The organism is Thermococcus sp., assembly GCF_027012695.1.
In the GTDB taxonomy this organism is placed as follows: domain Archaea; phylum Methanobacteriota_B; class Thermococci; order Thermococcales; family Thermococcaceae; genus Thermococcus.
Genome location: NZ_JALUYR010000057.1, coordinates 1 through 17,844 on the forward strand (window position 1 = coordinate 1; position 17,844 = coordinate 17,844).

Sequence of the window (17,844 nt, forward strand, 5' to 3'; positions counted from 1 at the left end):
AAGTCCCAGCTCAAGGGAGCCCTTTATGGCCGCACTCTCGTCGCTGACCGGCTGGTAACCCTTCTCCGTAAACGTCTTGAGCGTGGTCTCGCTGAACTCAAGCTCGTTCACGTTTAGAAACTTCGCCCCGAGCTTATCAAGAAACTCGGCATACCACTTCATCCTCTCGAACTGGCCCGGAACGGAGGGAATCTCGCCACCAACGTCCCAGTCGAAGTCGAAGGCGTTCTTTATGTTCTCTATTTCAATCTCGAAGAGCTTTGAGTTTGGGTTGAAAAGGTCGGGATGAAAGCGTATCTCATCTAAGCCGGCATCGTAGAGCTTTTCGAGGTTCTTTTTTGTGGCCAGAGCGCCTGTGGTATAGAGGTGGACGTGGAAGTCCTCTCCAAAGGCCTCCTTTAGGGCCCTGATGTATTCAACGGTCCTGTTAAGCCTCGCCATCGGGTCACCGCCGGTCACCCCGGCCCCCTTGGCCTCCTGAAGGATTGCTTCCTCGATGATGTCATCAACGCTTTTCACGGGTCTCTCGTTGGCGTAAACAACATCCTCTCTCCTCCAAGGGCTCAGGGGGCAGTAGAAGCAGTCCCTCGGGCATGCACCTGTAGTAAAGAGGACGAGCTTCTCCCCCCTGACGCAGAGCTGACAGCCCCTCGGCAGCTCGCGAACGGCGTATGAGAAGTACGGTGTCTCCCAAACCAAAGTTCTCACCATCCACCAGCTTTTGGAAGGCCTTAAAAAGGTTGGCGGGCAGAGTTGGGAACATGAGGGAGAAACCAAAGTACCTGCCGCCCACACTAAGGGACAAGCACCGCTACATAGCCTTCCAGCTGATCGGAGAGAGACCGTTTAGGGGAGACGAGGTGAGGGAGGCAATATGGGAGGCCAGCCTCTCAACTCTCGGAGTTCTCGGCTCGGCAAAGGCAAAGCCCTGGTTCATAAAATTCAACGAGAGGAGCCAGACAGGAATAGTCAGGGTCGACAGGAAGCACGTGGAGGAACTCCGCCTCGCCCTGACACTGGTCACGGAGATAAACGGCTCAAAGGCGATCTTCAGAACGCTCGGAGTTTCAGGGACGATAAAAAGGCTGAAGAGGAAATTTTTAGCCGAATACGGCTGGCGTTAGCGGAGGAAGGACATCGCCCTGTCAACTTCGTTGAGATAGACCTTAACGTATCTCTCGCAGGCTTTTCTCCACGTGAAGTCCTCCCTCGCGCGCCTCTTCCCATTATCCCTGAGCCTGGCTAGAGTTTCCCCGTCGAGGTTCTTGGCCCTCATCATCGCAGTTGCCAGCGCGAATGCATCCCCCGGCGGAACGAGAAGCCCCGTAGCGTTTTTCGGGTCGGCGTTCAGGTCGATTATCGTGTCCTTAAGCCCACCAACGGAACTGGCTATTGGAAGGGCCCCGAGGCACATGGCCTCGAGCTGGACGAGGCCAAAGGGTTCGAAGTAGGACGGAATTACCACAAAGTCCACCGAGCCGTAAAGCTCGCGGACGTTCGTCCTGGAGAGGAGTTCCGTTACCACGCTGACGTTCTCCGGGAAGCGGTTCTCAACTTCTTTCGCCCACCTCTCCAGCTCGGGGTCGCCCTTCCCAATAATCAGGAAGCGCATATCGCCGAATGACGGGTCGGTCGAGAGCATCTCTATCGCCCTGAGGAGTGTATCCACCCCTTTCTGCGCCCTGTCGAAGCGTCCTATGAACATGAAAGCCTTTCCATCGGAGAGACCGAAGCGCTCTAAGATGAGCCTCCTCCGCTCCTCCCTCGGAAGGTTCGCATTTTCGAGAAGATCTTCGTTCCAGAAGGAGCAGTCTATGCCGTTGAAGACGTGCGTAACTTTCCCCTCGAAGTTCCGGAAGAAATCCCACTCCTCCCACAGGTAGCTCCTGCTTACCGTTGTGACCACATCGGCTACGTAGCAGGCGGTGTGCTCCGGGTCTACCTCGGGATAGGGAGCAAGCTCACCGAGGTTTGCCTCGTGGAAGTATTCCGCTGAAATCCTCGCCCTGTTGAGCCTGTGGACGGTGAAGACTGCCCTAACTTGGAAGTACTTTTTGAGTAACCCGAGGGCAAAAACGGTGTGCCAGTCGTGGGCGTGAACTACATCCGGTCTGAACTCGCCGATGATGCCGTTGAGGAGAGCGGCGGAGGCCTTTCCAAAGAGAAGGGCCTTTCTCAGCAGCTCCTCCCAGCCCGGGCCGTAGACGTCGGGCTCACTCAGAAGTCCTCCAGCGAGGGAGTAAACGGTAACACCCTTTTCCTCACGCCTTCGGACTTCGACCTCAACTGTCCCGCCAAAATCGGCTATTCTAAAGCTCTTCACAGGCTTTCCAAGGTTTCTCCCATGGTCTGGAGTGATGACGATGACCTCGTGGCCGAGTTCTACAAGCCCCTCGGCTGTGCTCGTTATCGCCTCGGCTAGCCCACCGACCTTGACGGGCAGGTACTCAAAGCCGAGCATGAGAATTCGCATGGAACCACCCCGGTTGGCAAAAGAATGAGAAATCACTCGAGGAGGATGAACTTCTCGCCCTCAACGTCCTCAAAGTAGCTGCCTATCCCGCCGACCTTAAGCTCCCTGCCGTCGTAGCGGAAGGTGATGTTGGCTGTAAGGGGTGTGTACTCGTAATCCACGATGGTTCCGCTCAGCGTTACGACCTCCTTTGTGTCTATCATCCTCCCGATGATCTCCGCCTTCCTTGGAAGTCCCGCGAACTTGAGGACTGTTATAAGGGTCCTTATGTTGACGAGGGCGAGGGGCTTTGGCAGCTTCCCGTAGTCGAGGGGCTTTACGATCTCGCTGTTGTCGAAGTATATGGTGTAGAACCAGTGCATGTAGTTCTGGATTATCTTGGGGCTCTTGGCCCAGAAGGAGTAGAACTTCTCGCGACGCCTGTCCTTGGGAAGAGCGCCGAAGAAGAGGGCATAGTTTATGTCGCCTATTATCCAGCTGGCCATGAGCCAGGGGGCACCGCCGGTCCTGGCGAGAATTATGTTGTCTCCCCTCAACCAGTCCGGGATTTCCTCAAAGTTGCTGACTATGACGAAGAGAACATCCTTCCTCGCGCGGATCTCGCTCTTGAGGAGCTTGAGGAACTCGAAGGGCGTGTTGATCAGAACCTCGTGCTTGGCGGTCCTTATGACGTACTCCGCCCTCTCGACGGTGTTGTCGAAACCCTGAATCGTCCATATCTCGGGCAGATCCTCACCGTGAACCTCGCGGTAGAGGTCGAGGAACGCTTCCTTAAGGTTCTCAATGTCCTCTATGAAGTCCTCCTTTATCTTCTCGAGCACGACCTCCGGGTTGACGGGCTTGTAGAGCCTCGGAGAACCCTGCATGACATCAACGAAACCCTTCCTGTGGAGCGAGCTGAGAACGTCGTAAACGCGCGTGTGGGGAATGCCGCTCTCCTTCGTTATATCCGTTGCCTTGCTCGGGCCCAGCTTGAGAAGGGTTATGTAGGCCAAACTCTCATACTTGGTGAGACCGAGCCTTTGGAGTTTTTCTATTATCTCGTCCTCGTGCATGCTAAAACCTCCGGATTTTTCACTCGGGAGAGTTTAGTCATCTGTGGTGATACTCCGACGGAAGGTGTATAAAACTTTCGGGTTCAAATGGCAGTCCCCCGTTGCGGGCTTTGATGCACTTTTATATACACGCCATGCTGGTGTGGACACCTCTATCGGCCCTGAACAGAAAAGCGCAAGATATATATATCACTGCCAATGATACTGTATCACCAGACCAAGGCGGGTGATTGAAGCATGAAAAAAGGATTGTTTGCCCTGCTTCTTGTGGGAGTTTTGGTTCTTGGCGTCGTGGCCAGCGGATGTATAAGTGACGGAAAAACTGAAACGTCATCCGGTTCAACCAGTCCGAGCCCGACCGCTTCACCCAGTCCGGCCGAGACCGCTTCCCAGGAGACCGATTGTGGAAGCGGGGAGATAGTGATCTGGCACAAGATGCAGCCGAACGAACTCGAGGTCTTCCAGAGTATAGCCGAGGAGTACATGGCCATGTGCCCTGACGTTACCATCAAGTTCGAGCAGAAGGCCGACCTCGAGGGCGCCCTTAAAGCGGCCATACCCGCGGGCCAGGGACCGGACCTCTTCATCTGGGCGCACGACTGGATCGGGAAGTTCGGAGAGGCGGGCCTTCTGGAACCGATTGACGATTACGTCACCTCGGACGTTACCAAGAACTTCGCCCCGGTTGCCGTTGAGGCAATGCAGTACAAGGGGCACTACTACGCGATGCCCTTTGCGGCCGAGACCGTCGCGCTCATCTACAACAAGAAGATGGTGAGCGAAGCACCCACCAGCTTCGAGCAGCTCGAGTCTCAGATGGGTAAGTTCTACAACCCCGACGAGGAGAGGTACGGGATCGCCTGGCCCATAGACGCCTACTTCATCTCGGGAATAGTGCAGGCCTTCGGAGGTTACTACTTCGACGACAGGACGGAGAAGCCCGGTCTCGATGATCCCAGGACGATAGAGGGCTTCAAGTTCTTCTTCAAAAAGGTCTATCCGTACATGGCACCAACTCCTGACTACGGAACCCAGCAGAGCATATTCCTGGAAGGCCGCGCCCCCTTCATGGTCAACGGCCCTTGGAGCATAGCGAGCGTTAAGAAGGCCGGCATAGACTTCGGCGTCGTCCCGCTCCCGCCGATTCACAGGGACGGTAAAGAGTACTGGCCCAGGCCCTACGGAGGCGTCAAGGACATCTACTTCGCCAGGGGCATAAAGAACAGGGAAGCCGCGTGGAAGTTCGTCAAGTGGTTCACAACCAGTCCGGATGTCATCAAGGAACTCTCGCTCCAGCTCGGATACATCCCGGTTCTCAAGCCTGTTCTGGATGACCCGGAGATAAAGAACGATCCGGTCATCTACGGCTTCGGACAGGCAGTTCAGCACGCCTACCTTATGCCAAAGAGTCCGAAGATGGGCGCCGTCTGGGACGGCGTTGGAAAAGCCCTGAACGACATACTCTCCAGCGACGACCCGTCCAAGGCGGACTTCGAGGCAATACTCAAGAAGTACCAGCAGGAGATACTCGACGCCATAAACGGCTGAGCGCTCTCTTCTCCCCCTTTTTGGAGGGTTTTGCAATGAAAAAAACAACGACGATCGCCCTGTTCCTCATACTGCCGGGGATGGCCGCCTTCCTGTTCTTCAACCTGTGGCCGATAATCTACTCGATTTATTTAGCGTTCACCAACGCCCAGCTCGGCAACTTCCCGGTGTACAATCCAGAGAGCTCGGTTGGACCCCTCAGGTTCGTTGGTCTCGAGAATTTCCGCTGGGTTCTGGAGAACGAGGGTTTCAGAGAGGCCTTCAAGTGGACGTGGATATTCGTATTCACCAGCGTTACCCTCAAGGTTTCAGCCGGAATCTTCCTGAGCCTGCTCTACAACAGCAGGTACGTTAAGGGAAAAACCATCTATCGCTCGCTCCTGATAATACCCTGGGCGCTGCCGCTCCTCTTCTCGGTCACCGTGTGGAAGTTCATGTTCGACCCGATCTTCGGGCCCATAAACCAGCTTCTAAAATCCATCGGGGTAAGCAATCCTCCCAACTGGATCAACGACCCCCTCTGGGCCTTCGTGGCGCTCAACGTAATAGAGGTCTGGCTGGCTTACCCCTTCATGATCACCGTCATAACCGCCGCCCTCCAGTCGGTTCCCGAGACCCTCGTCGAGGCGGCGATAATAGACGGCGCGAACTACTGGCAGAGGATAAGGCACGTGGTTCTTCCGATAGTCGGCAAGCCCATAGCCTTCGCGACGATACTGACGAGCGCGGCCAGCTTCCAGTACTTCATGGTGCCCTACATCTACAATGCAGGCCTCTTCGAGAACAAGTTCCTCCTGCTCTACGGCTTCCGGAAGGCCTTCGGTGCCAATCCCCACTACGGAAGGGCCTCCGCGGTCATGGTCATAGCCACGCTGATACTGGCGGTCTATATGTACGTCAACGTCAGGATAACAAAGCTCCAGGAGGGTGCCAGGGGATGATGGGACGGAGAAAGGGCGAGGTCATCAAGAGCTTCGCCCTCACGCTGCTGGCGATACTGATAATGTTCATCATCCTCTTTCCGGTGTACTACATCTTCACGGTCTCTATAAGCCCCGGCTCAACGCTCGCGACGACGGAGTTCCACCTGATACCGAGGAACGTCAGCCTCGACTCCTACCGGGAGGTGCTCTTCGGATTCTCGGGCAGCAAACTCAGCGAGGACTTCAGGGGGACGATAGAGGGAAGCGCCCACCTTCAGGAGGGCAGGCTCTACGTGGTGCAGGGGATCATTAGGGGTGAGGTGAAGTACGGGCCGTTCACAGGCATGACCTTTGAGGTGCCGGCGAAGGGACTCATCTTCGACGTCCAGAGCCGGGAGAACGCCCAGGGGAAGCTGGAAGGGAAGGTGAGTGGACTCTTCATCCTCACGAGGGTCAACGAGGACGGGACAATAGGCTTCGGCCTGCTGAGGAACGTCACCCTCACGGGCGGAAAAATAGAGAACACCGGGGTCTCCGGTAGGATGGAGAGGTACGCGGTGATCAGGAACGCTGGAACGGTGCACTTCACGAACATCGGCAAGTTCATCAACTCGAAGTTCTTCGGCTACCTCAGGAACAGCCTATTCATAGCTGCCCTCACCGTGCTGCTAACCCTGCTCTTCGTCGTCCCGGCGGCCTATGCATTCTCGCGCATGAAGTTCTTCGGGAGGGAGCACGTGCTCTACTTCTACCTGATGTTCACGCAGGTCGCGGGGGGTCTCGGAATAGCCGGCCTCATAGCGCTCTACGGCATGATCGTCAGGCTCGGCCTCTACGATAAACTGCCGGTACTGGCCTTCATCTACGCCTCCGGAAGCGTTCCCTTCAACACCTGGCTTCTCAAGGGCTACATCGACTCCATAAGCCCGGACTTTGACGAGGCGGCTTTAGTGGACGGAGCGGGCTACCTTCAGATAATCAGGTACGTCCTGCTACCGATGGCACTGCCGGGAATAGCGACCGTTGCGATATTTTCGTTTATAGGCGGCTGGACTGAGTTCATCCTCGCGAGTCTGCTCCTCCAGCAGGAGCACCAGCCGCTTTCGGTCTGGATATACACCCTGCTGGGCGGCATTGGAAGGGGGATCGACTGGAGCTACTTCGCGGCAGCGGCTCTGCTCTTTGCCCTGCCAGTGTTCGTGACCTTCATGCTGGCCCAGAACTACATAAAGAGTGGCCTCACCGTTGGAGGCCTGAAGGAATGAGGTGGTAACATGAAGCGGGTGGTTGCCCTTTTCCTTACAATTTTGGTTGCCGGAAGCATACTCGGAGTTAACCTCAGGACCGTTGGCGCGGCCGAGCCGAAGCCGCTCAACGTCATAATAGTGTGGCACCAGCACCAGCCCTACTACTACGACCCGGTCCAGGACGTCTACACGAGGCCCTGGGTCAGGCTTCACGCGGCGAACGACTACTGGAAGATGGCCCACTACCTGAGCCAGTATCCGGACGTGCACGTCACGATAGACCTCTCGGGCTCGCTGATAGCTCAAATAGCCGACTACATGAAGGGAAAGAAGGACACGCTCCAGATCATAACCGGGAAGATAGCGAACGGCGAACCCCTAACCGTTGACGAGAAGTGGGCGATCCTCCAGACCCCGGGAGGGTTCTTTGACCACACGATACCCTGGAACGGGGAGCCTATAACCGACCCGAACGGCAACCCGATAAGGGACTTCTGGGACAGGTACACCGAGCTGAAGGAAAAGATGCTCCAGGCCAAGGCCAAGTACGCGAACCTACCTCTCGAGGAGCAGAAGGTAGCGGTCACCAACGAGTTCACGGAGCAGGACTACATCGATCTGGCGGTTCTCTTCAACCTCGCCTGGATAGACTACGGCTACATCATGAGCGACCCGAAGCTCAAGGCCCTCTACAAGAAAGTCGATGAGGGCGGCTACACGAGGGAGGACGTGAAGACCGTTTTGAACGCCCAGCTCTGGCTCCTCAACCACACCTTCGAGGAGCACGAGAGGATAAACTACCTCGTGGACCCGTCGAGAAACGTCGAGGTTACGGTAGTTCCCTACGCCCACCCCATAGGCCCGATACTCAACGACTTCGGCTGGGAGAAGGACTTCGATGAGCACGTCAAGAAGTCCGGCGAGCTTTACAAAGGGTACCTCGGCGGCGGAAAGGCGGTTCCGAAGGGGGGATGGGCGGCCGAGTCGGCTCTCAACGACAGGACCCTCGAGATACTCGCCGAAAACGGCTGGACCTGGGTCATGACGGACCAGCTCGTCCTCGACAGGCTCGGCGTCGAGAAGACCACCGGGAACTACTACAGGCCCTGGGTGGCCGAGTTCAACGGAAAGAGGATATACCTCTTCCCGCGCGATCACGCGCTCAGCGACAGGGTTGGCTTCACCTACGGCGGCATGAACCAGTACCAGGCCGTTGAAGACTTCGTCAACGAGCTCCTCAAGATCCAGAAGGAGAACTACGACGGTTCACTCGTCTACGTGGTAACGCTCGACGGTGAGAACGCCTGGGAGCACTACCCCTACGACGGCAGGCTCTTCCTCACCGAGCTCTACAGAAAGCTCGAGGAGCTCCAGGAGAGGGGCCTCATAAGGACGGTTACACCGAGCGAGTACATCAAGCTCTACGGCGACAAGGCCAACAAGCTCACCCCCAGGATGATGGAGCGCCTCGACCTCACCGGCGACAGGGTGAAGGCACTCCTCAGGGCCCGGAGCCTCGGGGAGCTCTACGACATGATCGGAGTTAAGGAGGAGATGCAGTGGCCAGAGAGCAGCTGGATAGACGGGACACTATCGACATGGATAGGCGAGCCGCAGGAGAACTACGGCTGGTACTGGCTCTACCAGGCCAGGAAGAACCTGATGGAGCACAAAGGAGAGATGAGCCGGGCGGACTGGGATAACGCCTATGAGTACCTGCTGAGAGCTGAGGCAAGCGACTGGTTCTGGTGGTACGGAAGCGACCAGGACAGCGGGCAGGACTACAGCTTCGACCGCTACCTGAAGACCTACCTCTACGAGATGTACAGGCTCGCTGGAGTGAAGCCTCCGAGCTACCTCTACGGAAACTACTACCCCGATGGACAGCCCTATCAGAAGCTCGGTCCCGTCGGACTCAAGAAGGGCGAGATCAAGAGATACTCCAGCCTCTCGCCGAAGGCCAGCAACGTGAGCGTTTACTTCGATAAGGATGGCATGCACTTCGTCCTGACCGGCAACGTGGACGAGTTCGAGGTGAGCCTGTACGAGGCCGGGAAGCGCGTCGGCAACACCTTCACCCTTCTCCAGAAGAGGCCCGACGAGCTGAGGTTCTCCCTCTGGCCCTACTCGGCGGACAGCGTCGGCCTCATGATAACCAAGCACATCGTTTACAGGGACGGGAAGGCGGAAATCTACAACTCCACCAACTACGAGGGAAGCAAGAAGCTCGGAGAGCTGACCGTTGAGAAGAGCGGGAACACCGTTGACGTAACGGTTCCCTTTGAGTACATCGAGACCCCCAACGACTTCTACTTTGCGACCTCGACCGTTGATAACGGCAACCTCGAGATCATAACGACCCCCGTCGAGCTCAAGCTCCCCACCGAGGTCAGGGGAGTCGTCATAGCAGAGGTAAAGGACCCGGAGGAGGACGACCATGGGCCTGGAACCTACACCTACCCGACGGACGAGGTCTTCAAGCCCGGCGTCTTTGACCTCCTCGAGTTCAAGCTCCTCGAGCAGACGGATTCCTACATCATGCAGTTCAAGTTCAAGGATCTCGGTGGCAACCCGTGGAACGGACCCAACGGCTTCAGCCTGCAGATCATTGAAGTCTACCTTGACTTAAGGGACGGTGGAAACAGCTCGGCCATAAAGATGTTCCCGGACGGACCGGGAGCGAACGTCAACCTTGACCCCGACCACCCGTGGGACGTTGCCTTCAGGATTGCCGGCTGGGACTACGGAAACCTGATCGTCCTCCCAAACGGGACAGTGATCCAGGGTGAGATGGGGATCTCAGCCGATCCCTCGACCAACACCATAGTCGTGAGGGTGCCCAAGAAGTACATCCAGATAAAGGAGGACTACGGCCTCTGGGGAGACGTCCTCACAGGCTCGCAGGATGGCTACGGGCCGGACAAATGGAGGCCTGTGGCGGTCGAGGCGGAACAGTGGAAGCTCGGCGGAGCCGACCCGCAGGCGGTCATCAACGGCGTAGCACCGAGGGTGGTTGACGAACTCGTTCCACCTGGATTCAAACCGACTCAGGAGGAACAGCTGAGCAGCTACGACGCCAACGCCGGGAAGCTGGCGACGGTTAAGGCCATCCCCCTCCTCAAGAGGGGCATAGTGGTGAACGATCCCGAAGGAGATGACCACGGGCCTGGAACCTACACCTACCCGACGGACGAGGTCTTCAAACCAGGAGTTTTTGACCTCCTCAGGTTCGCCATGAAAGACGACGACGCCTACTGGACGCTCGAGTTCTACTTCAAAGACCTCGGTGGCAACCCGTGGAACGGGCCCAACGGCTTCAGCCTCCAGATCATTGAAGTCTACCTCGACTTCAAGGACGGCGGGAACGTCACCGCGATAAAGATGTTCCCGGATGGTCCCGGGGCCAACGTCAACCTCGATCCGAGGCATCCGTGGGATGTGGCTTTGAGAATAGCCGGCTGGGACTACGGAAACCTCATAGTCCTGCCCAACGGGACAGTGATCCAGGGCGAGATGAAGATCTCAGCCGACCCAACGAAGAACGCGATAATCGTCAGGCTCCCGAAGAAGTACCTGCCCGAGATTGGTGACTACGGGCTCTACACATCCGTCCTTGTGGGAAGTCAGGACGGCTACGGTCCCGACAAGTGGAGGCCTGTGGCGGTCGAGGCGGAACAGTGGAAGCTCGGCGGAGCGGATCCACAGGCCGTCATCAACGGCGTAGCACCGAGGGTCGTTGACGAACTCGTCCCACCGGGCTTCCAGCCAACTCAGGAGGAGCAGCTGAAGAGCTACGACGCCCAGAACGGCAAGCTCGCCACAGTCCTCATGATACCCCTCGTGGAGGGCACCGGTGGGGAGCAGCCGGGCCCCACCCCGACGGAGACGACTGCACCCAGTTCCACCCCGAGCGAGACAACAACTCCGAGCGAAACCACCTCACCGACCACCACACCCATGACCTCACCGAGCTCCAGCCCGACCACCACCGGCAGAGGAGGAATCTGCGGTCCAGCCCTACTTATTGGACTGGCGGTAATACCGCTCCTCCTCGGGAGGAGGCACTGATCCTCCCAAATTTTATTGAGGTGGTAGGATGGCCGAAGTGAAGCTCATTAACGTCTGGAAGCAGTTTGGGGACTTCACGGCAGTGAGGGAGATGAACCTCGAAATCAGGAACGGGGAATTCATGATACTCCTCGGGCCCAGCGGCTGCGGAAAGACGACGACTTTGAGGATGATAGCCGGCCTTGAGGAGCCCACGAAAGGGCAGATTTATATCGGGGACAAACTCGTTGCCGATCCCGAGAAGGGAATTTTCGTCCCGCCGAAGGACAGGGACATAGCGATGGTTTTCCAGAGCTACGCGCTCTACCCTCACATGACGGTCTACGACAACATAGCCTTCCCCCTCAAGCTCAGGAAGGTGTCGAAGGATGAGATAGATAGGCGCGTCAGGGAAGTCGCTGAGATGCTCGGCCTCACAGAGTTCCTCAGGCGGAAGCCGAGAGAATTAAGCGGCGGCCAGAGGCAGAGGGTAGCGCTCGGGAGGGCTATAGTCAGAAAACCCCGGGTCTTCCTCATGGACGAGCCGCTGAGCAACCTCGACGCCAAGCTGAGGGTTAAGATGCGCGCCGAGCTCAAGAAACTCCAGAGACAGCTCGAAGTCACCACCATCTATGTCACCCACGATCAGGTCGAGGCAATGACCATGGGCGACAGGATTGCAGTGATAAACGCGGGCCAGCTTCAGCAGGTTGGAACGCCGGAAGAGGTCTATGATCACCCGGCGAACACCTTCGTCGCGGGCTTCATAGGCTCGCCGCCGATGAACTTCATGGACGCGACCGTAACAGAGGACGGCTTCGCTGACTTCGGGGAGTTCAGGCTGAAGCTCCTTCCGGACCAGGTCGAGGTTCTCAGGGAGGCCAACCTCCTTGGAAGGGAGGTCATCTTCGGAATCCGCCCGGAGGACCTCTACGATGCAATGTTCGCCCAGGTGAAGGTTCCGGGGGAGAACATGATCCGCGCGATGGTTGACATCATCGAGAACCTCGGAAGCGAGAAGATAGTCCACCTTCGCGTCGGTAAAGTCACCTTCCTTGGTTCATTCCGCTCGGAGTCAAAGGTTCAGGAAGGACAGGAGGTGGACGTCGTCTTCGACATGCGGAAAGCACACATCTTCGAGAAGGGAAGCGGAAAAGCTGTTTTCTGAAGCTTTTTAAACCCCATCCCCCATTTTCTTCCATGCCGATCGAGGACTTCGCGGAGTTTCTGGCCAGAGAGGTTCCAGAGGGAGGGATAGCGGAGCTCGGAATAGGTTTCCAGTTCAAGGTGGCTCTCAAGCTAAAAGAACTCGGCTACGACATTTTGGCGATTGACTGGAACCCCGAATCCGTTAGACGGGCCCGGAACCTGGGAATCAACGCGGTGAGGGACGACGTCTTTTCTCCGAACCTCGAGCTCTACCGAGGTGTTAAGGCGCTCTACTCAATCAGGCCGACCCCGGAGATAGTAAAGCCGATCCTCGAACTCTCCAGGAGACTGGGCGTTCCGGCCTACATCCTTCCGCTGAGCGGGGACACGATGCCAAAAACCATGAGGCTCGTGAACTTCAAAGGATTGGCGATATACGTTTATAACCCCACGGGAACTTAGTTTGGTGGTGTTCATGAAGCTCTTCGGAACCGCGGGGATACGCGGAACGCTGTGGGAAAAGATCACACCGGAGCTTGCCCTGAGGATGGGAACCGCGATAGGAACTTACGTTGAAGGGGAGAGCGTTGCCGTCGCGAGGGACGGAAGGACTTCAAGCGTGATGCTCCAGAACGCGATGATTTCCGGACTTCTGAGTACCGGTAAAGAGGTTCTCGACCTTGGTCTTATTCCCACCCCGGCTTTAGCCTGGGCGACGAGAGAACATGCAGATGGGGGAGTGATGATAACCGCCAGCCACAACCCGCCGACCGACAATGGAATAAAGGTCTTCAACGGCGACGGAACCGAGTTCTACGTCGAGCAGGAGAGAGAACTGGAGGAACTCTACTTCTCCGGAAACTTCAGGAAGGCTAAGTGGAACGAGATCAAAACGGTTAAGCCCATTGATGTCATCGGCGACTACATCAAAGCCGTTCTCGACTTCGTGAACCACGAGACGAGCCTTAAGGTGCTCTACGACGGTGCCAACGGGGCCGGAAGTGTTCTCGCCCCCTACCTCCTCCGTGATATAGGGGCGAAGGTGGTGAGCATCAACGCCCACGTGGACGGCCACTTCCCTGGGAGGAAACCGGAGCCGAGGTACGAGAACATAGCCTACCTTGGCGAACTCGTGAGAAAGCTGAACGTTGATCTGGCCATTGCCCAGGACGGCGATGCGGACAGGATAGCGGTCTTCGATGAGAAGGGGAACTACCTCAACGAGGACACGGTAATAGCGCTCTTCGCGAAGCGCTACGTTGAGGAGCACGGTGGCGGAACGGTGGTGGTCTCTATAGACACAGGCTCGAGGATAGACCAGGTTGTTGAAGAAGCCGGTGGAAGGGTCGTTAGGATACCCCTCGGCCAGCCCCACGACGGAATAAAGCGCTATAAGGCCATATTCGCCGCTGAACCCTGGAAGCTCGTACACCCGAAGTTCGGACCATGGATTGACAGCTTCGTGACGATGGGTCTTCTCATCAAGATGATAGACGAAAACGGTCCGCTCTCGGAGATAGTGAGGGAAAACGTCCCGGAGTTCTACCTCACGAAGAAGAACGTTCCCTGTCCGGATGGGCTGAAGGGAAAAGCCGTTGAGGGCGCCGCGAGGATACTGGAGGATAAACTCAAGGATGAGATAAGGGAAATCCTTACTATCTCCGGCTACCGCTTCAACCTGAAGGACCGCTCCTGGGTTCTCGTTAGACCGAGTGGAACCGAGCCGAAGATAAGGGTCGTGGTTGAGGCACCGAGCGAGAGGAAGAGGGACGAGCTTTTCGAGATGGCCTACTCGACGGTTTTAAGGGTTGTGGAAGGACTCAAGAAGGGGAAAAAGCCGGATGGAGATTAGACGAACCTCGCCGGCCTGAGAGTTCTAACCGCTATCTCGTTCTTTTCCATTATTATGCGGAAGCCCTCTTTAGCGACGTAGGTCTTGACGCCTGTGACGTTCTCTATGTACCTTGCCTCCTTGTAGGGGTTGGCGAAGTGCATCTTCATTCCAATGTGGCTCATTATAAGCGCCTCCGGTTTTCTCTCCATCCCCTTGAGCATCTCGACCGCATCGTCGGTGCTGAGGTGGTACGGGATCCCCATGTCCCTGGGCCGCGTTATGGCCGCTATTAGCAGCCTTGCCCCATCGTGCCACTCCCTCAGATCGTCGAAGTAGGCCGTGTCGGGAATGTAGGAGATGTCCCCAACTGACGTCTTGAGGCGGAAGCCTATGGTTGTGGGATCGGAGTGCTGGCTGGGGGTTATCAGCATCTCTTCACCGCCCAGCGGTATTCTGCTTCCGGGTTCCGGGATGTGGACGCTCTCGAGAACGTTGAGGTGGTACCTACTCACCGCCGGCGTGTGCGTTTCGTCGCCGTAGACGACGCTCTTGGACGCTATCAGCGTGCCGTGTTTTTTGAGTGCCCCACCTGTCATCGCCTCTATCAGAACTTCCACGTCATTGCAGTGGTCGACGTGCCTGTGGGACACGAAGATGGCATCGAGCTTCCTGGGATCGAGCTTGTATCGCCAGCTCCTGACGAGCGCCCCCGGTCCAGGATCAACGTGGATGTTCCTGCTGGCTCTTATGTGAAAGCCCCCTGTGGAGCGGAACTGGGTTATCGTTATGAACCGCCCGCCCCCGCTCCCGAGAAAGGTTATCTCTATCATTCACACCCCCTCCACTCCTTCTGCGGACGGGTGAATTTTCCCGGGAGGGTATATAAGGGGTTGGGTTTCGAAAACCGTTTAAGCTTGAAGGAGGACTAACCCCGGTGGTGGCATGACCGATGTTCAGACGGTTTCCCGGGAGATAGAGGGACTGAGGGAGGAGATGGTGGAGACCCTCATCGAGCTCATAAAAATCCCAGCGATAAGCCCTGACTACGGCGGCGAAGGGGAGTATGAGAAGGCTCAGAAGCTGCTCGAGATAATAAAGGACTGGTCCTTCGATAAGATCGAGGTATACAATGCTCCCGATCAGAGGGCCAAGAACGGCGTAAGGCCCAACATCCTGGCCTATTACTACGGCAAGAAGGGCGAGGAAAGCGAGAGGCTATGGATTTTAACCCACCTCGATGTGGTCCCTCCGGGGGATTTGAGCAAGTGGGAGAGTGACCCTTTCAAGCCGGTCGTTAAGGACGGAAAGGTCTACGGAAGGGGAAGCGAGGACAACGGGCAGAGTTTGGTGGCTTCTCTCTACGCCGTTAAAGCCATGATGAACCTGGGGATAAGGCCTAAGAGGACCGTGATTTTAGCCTTCGTAAGCGACGAGGAAACCGGGAGCAAATACGGCGTTGAGTGGCTGATAAAGAACCACCCGGAGCTTTTCAGGAAGGACGACCTCGTCTTGGTTCCCGATGGTGGAAACGAGGAGGGAACATTCATCGAGGTAGCAGAAAAGAGCATCCTCTGGTTCAAGGTCAAAGTTCATGGAAAGCAGGTTCACGCGAGCATGCCCGAAAAAGGCCTCAACGCCCACCGCGTTGCGCTCGACCTAGCTTACCACCTCGATAAACACCTCCACGAGAAGTACTCCGAGAGAGATGAACTCTTCGAGCCAGCGGAAAGCACCTTCGAGCCGACGATGGTCAAAAATCCAGCGGATTCACCGAACATAGTTCCGGGCGAGCACGAGGTTGTCTTTGACTGCAGGGTTCTGCCGAGGTACAGCCTCGATGACATACTCAACGACGCTAAGGCCCTCGCCGACAAGATCCGGGGGAAGTACAGGAAGGAGATTGAGGGGAGGGTTCTGCCAGAGATAGCCATAGAGGTAATCCAGCGCCTCGACGCTCCCGCCCCAACGGATCCAAACAGCGAGATTGTCAAACTCCTCAAGAAGGCCCTCAAGGAACTCCGCGGGAAAGAAGCAAAGGTCGGAGGAATAGGTGGCGGAACCTTCGCGGCCTTCTTCAGGCGACTCGGTATTCCCGCGGTGGTCTGGGCGACCCTCGACGAAACCGCACACCAGCCCAACGAATACGCGAAGATAGACAACATGGTCGAGGACGCCAAGGTCATGGCGGCCCTGGCGCTCCTCTGATTCTTTTACATCATTTTGTTTCGGGTAGTTTTGAAGTCATCGCCAGATATTTATACATCTTCAACGTAGTAATTCCCGGTGATTCCATGCGGCGACTGGTTCTGCTGGTTCTACTTCTCACCGTCATCGTGGGGGGCTGTCTCGGGCAGGCCGAGAACGGTAAATCCACAACCCCGGGCAGCTCATCCATCACACCGCAGGATACCAAACATGACGTTCTGAAGGAAGAGCAGGAAAAAGCGGTGGTTGAGGGGATCAACGCCTTCGCCATCGACCTCTACATGGAGCTGGCAAAGGAAAACGACAACCTCTTCTTCTCCCCCTACAGCGTTGAGACCGCGTTGGCCATGGCCTACGAGGGGGCAACCGGCGTCACAAGAGAGGACATGGGGAAGGTTCTCCACCTGCCATCCGAGGATGAGGCAAGGTGGACGGGCTTCAGGTACCTGCTGCTCTCCCTGAAAACCTCGAATAGCTCATACATCCTCAGAACGGCTAACGCGCTCTGGGTCCAGAGGGGCTAATCCGATAAACGAGGAGTACCCCAAAATCATAAGGGAGTTCTACCTCGGGGAGGTTGGTGAGGTAGACTTCGTGAAGGACCCCAACGGTGCCGCGAGGGAGATAAACGGCTGGGTCGAGGAGCGGACCAACGGCAGGATCAGGGACATTGTGTCGAAGCCCAGCGGGGATACGAGGCTGATAATAACGAACGCGGTCTACTTCAGGGCCAACTGGTCGAGCAGGTTCGACGGCGGCACGTGGAACGGGACTTTTCACTCCCCAAAAGGCCAGGTCACGGTGCCGATGATGCACCAGACCTGGAAGTTCCCCTACTTTGAGAACGACGAGCTTCAGGCCCTCGAACTGCCCTACGAGGGCGGAAGGATGGGCATGCTGATAATCCTCCCGGGGGAGGGGAAGTTTGGCGAGGTGGAGAAAGAACTGAGCACTGGCTTCATCTGGGAAATCCTGAACGGGACGACTAAGGAGAGCGTGAAGGTGACCCTTCCAAAGTTCAGGCTCGAGGAGACGTATCGCCTCAGGAATGCCCTCATGGATATGGGAATGGAAAAAGCGTTCACGGTGCCTGACTTCTTAGGGATATCGCCGAAGGGGGAACTGGCGATAAGCGACGTCATCCACAAGACCTTCATAAGCGTCGCCGAGAACGGAACCGAGGCAGCAGCGGCGACTGCAGTGATACTCATATCAGCCTCTGCACCCGGAGAAAAGCCGAAGTACAAGGTATTCAACGCGGACCACCCCTTCATCTTCCTCATCTACGACAGGGAAAACCGGCGCGATACTCTTCATGGGCAGGCTGGTGAACCCGGGGGAGTGAGCTTTTAAATCCCCCCTC

At 56.7% G+C, this 17,844-nt stretch carries 15 protein-coding genes; 11 read left to right on the forward strand and 4 right to left on the reverse strand.

What is annotated here, in order from left to right; translation table 11 throughout:
• A partial coding sequence (locus tag MV985_RS04740; RefSeq protein WP_297463837.1) for a radical SAM protein occupies positions 1-699 on the reverse strand: 699 nt, incomplete at its 3' end.
• Positions 700-761: 62 nt separating this feature from the next.
• Here MV985_RS04740 and MV985_RS04745 point away from each other — a divergent pair.
• Positions 762-1,124, forward strand: coding sequence for a ribonuclease P protein component 2 (locus MV985_RS04745; RefSeq protein ID WP_297463716.1), 363 nt, complete (start codon positions 762-764; stop codon positions 1,122-1,124).
• Here MV985_RS04745 and MV985_RS04750 read toward each other — a convergent pair.
• Positions 1,121-2,473, reverse strand: a complete 1,353-nt coding sequence (locus MV985_RS04750) for a glycogen/starch synthase (protein ID WP_297463717.1) — start codon at positions 2,471-2,473, stop codon at positions 1,121-1,123. The two genes, MV985_RS04745 and MV985_RS04750, sit on opposite strands and share 4 nt — an antisense overlap.
• A 32-nt stretch (positions 2,474-2,505) precedes the next feature.
• A complete protein-coding gene (locus MV985_RS04755; protein ID WP_297463719.1) occupies positions 2,506-3,528 on the reverse strand; it encodes a TrmB family transcriptional regulator in 1,023 nt (340 codons plus the stop codon).
• 237 nt (positions 3,529-3,765) lie between these two features.
• Between MV985_RS04755 and MV985_RS04760 the strand changes: the two genes are divergently transcribed.
• The 7 genes from MV985_RS04760 to glmM are packed head-to-tail and all read left to right on the forward strand — an operon-like array spanning position 3,766 to position 14,294.
• Entirely contained in the window at positions 3,766-5,076 is a 1,311-nt protein-coding gene (locus tag MV985_RS04760; protein WP_297463721.1) for an extracellular solute-binding protein, read from the forward strand.
• Positions 5,077-5,111: 35 nt separating this feature from the next.
• Positions 5,112-6,017: a sugar ABC transporter permease gene (locus MV985_RS04765; RefSeq protein WP_297463723.1), complete on the forward strand. Its 906-nt coding sequence runs from the start codon at positions 5,112-5,114 to the stop codon at positions 6,015-6,017.
• Positions 6,014-7,264, forward strand: coding sequence for an ABC transporter permease subunit (locus MV985_RS04770; RefSeq protein ID WP_297463725.1), 1,251 nt, complete (start codon positions 6,014-6,016; stop codon positions 7,262-7,264). The genes MV985_RS04765 and MV985_RS04770 overlap by 4 nt, the downstream gene beginning before the upstream one ends.
• 9 nt (positions 7,265-7,273) lie before the next feature.
• Complete coding sequence (locus MV985_RS04775; protein WP_297463726.1) at positions 7,274-11,314, forward strand: glucodextranase DOMON-like domain-containing protein; 4,041 nt, start codon at positions 7,274-7,276, stop codon at positions 11,312-11,314.
• Between the two features lie 28 nt (positions 11,315-11,342).
• Complete coding sequence (locus MV985_RS04780) at positions 11,343-12,461, forward strand: ABC transporter ATP-binding protein (protein WP_297463727.1); 1,119 nt, start codon at positions 11,343-11,345, stop codon at positions 12,459-12,461.
• 32 nt (positions 12,462-12,493) lie between these two features.
• Positions 12,494-12,904, forward strand: a complete 411-nt coding sequence (locus MV985_RS04785; RefSeq protein ID WP_297463729.1) for a UPF0146 family protein — start codon at positions 12,494-12,496, stop codon at positions 12,902-12,904.
• A 13-nt stretch (positions 12,905-12,917) separates the two neighbouring features.
• Positions 12,918-14,294 carry a phosphoglucosamine mutase gene (gene glmM / locus MV985_RS04790; RefSeq protein WP_297463839.1) on the forward strand — a complete coding sequence of 459 codons (1,377 nt, stop codon included), beginning with the start codon at positions 12,918-12,920 and terminating at the stop codon, positions 14,292-14,294.
• Here glmM and MV985_RS04795 read toward each other — a convergent pair.
• Positions 14,291-15,106, reverse strand: coding sequence for an MBL fold metallo-hydrolase (locus MV985_RS04795; protein WP_297463731.1), 816 nt, complete (start codon positions 15,104-15,106; stop codon positions 14,291-14,293). The two genes, glmM and MV985_RS04795, sit on opposite strands and share 4 nt — an antisense overlap.
• 112 nt (positions 15,107-15,218) lie before the next feature.
• Between MV985_RS04795 and MV985_RS04800 the strand changes: the two genes are divergently transcribed.
• From MV985_RS04800 to MV985_RS04810, 3 genes are all read left to right on the forward strand, one after another.
• Positions 15,219-16,481: a M20 family metallo-hydrolase gene (locus MV985_RS04800; RefSeq protein WP_297463733.1), complete on the forward strand. Its 1,263-nt coding sequence runs from the start codon at positions 15,219-15,221 to the stop codon at positions 16,479-16,481.
• A gap of 86 nt (positions 16,482-16,567) precedes the next feature.
• Entirely contained in the window at positions 16,568-17,005 is a 438-nt protein-coding gene (locus MV985_RS04805) for a serpin family protein (protein WP_297463734.1), read from the forward strand.
• Between the two features lie 28 nt (positions 17,006-17,033).
• On the forward strand, positions 17,034-17,834 hold the full coding sequence (locus tag MV985_RS04810; RefSeq protein WP_297463841.1) for a serpin family protein: 801 nt from the start codon (positions 17,034-17,036) through the stop codon (positions 17,832-17,834).
• Positions 17,835-17,844 lie beyond the last annotated feature (10 nt).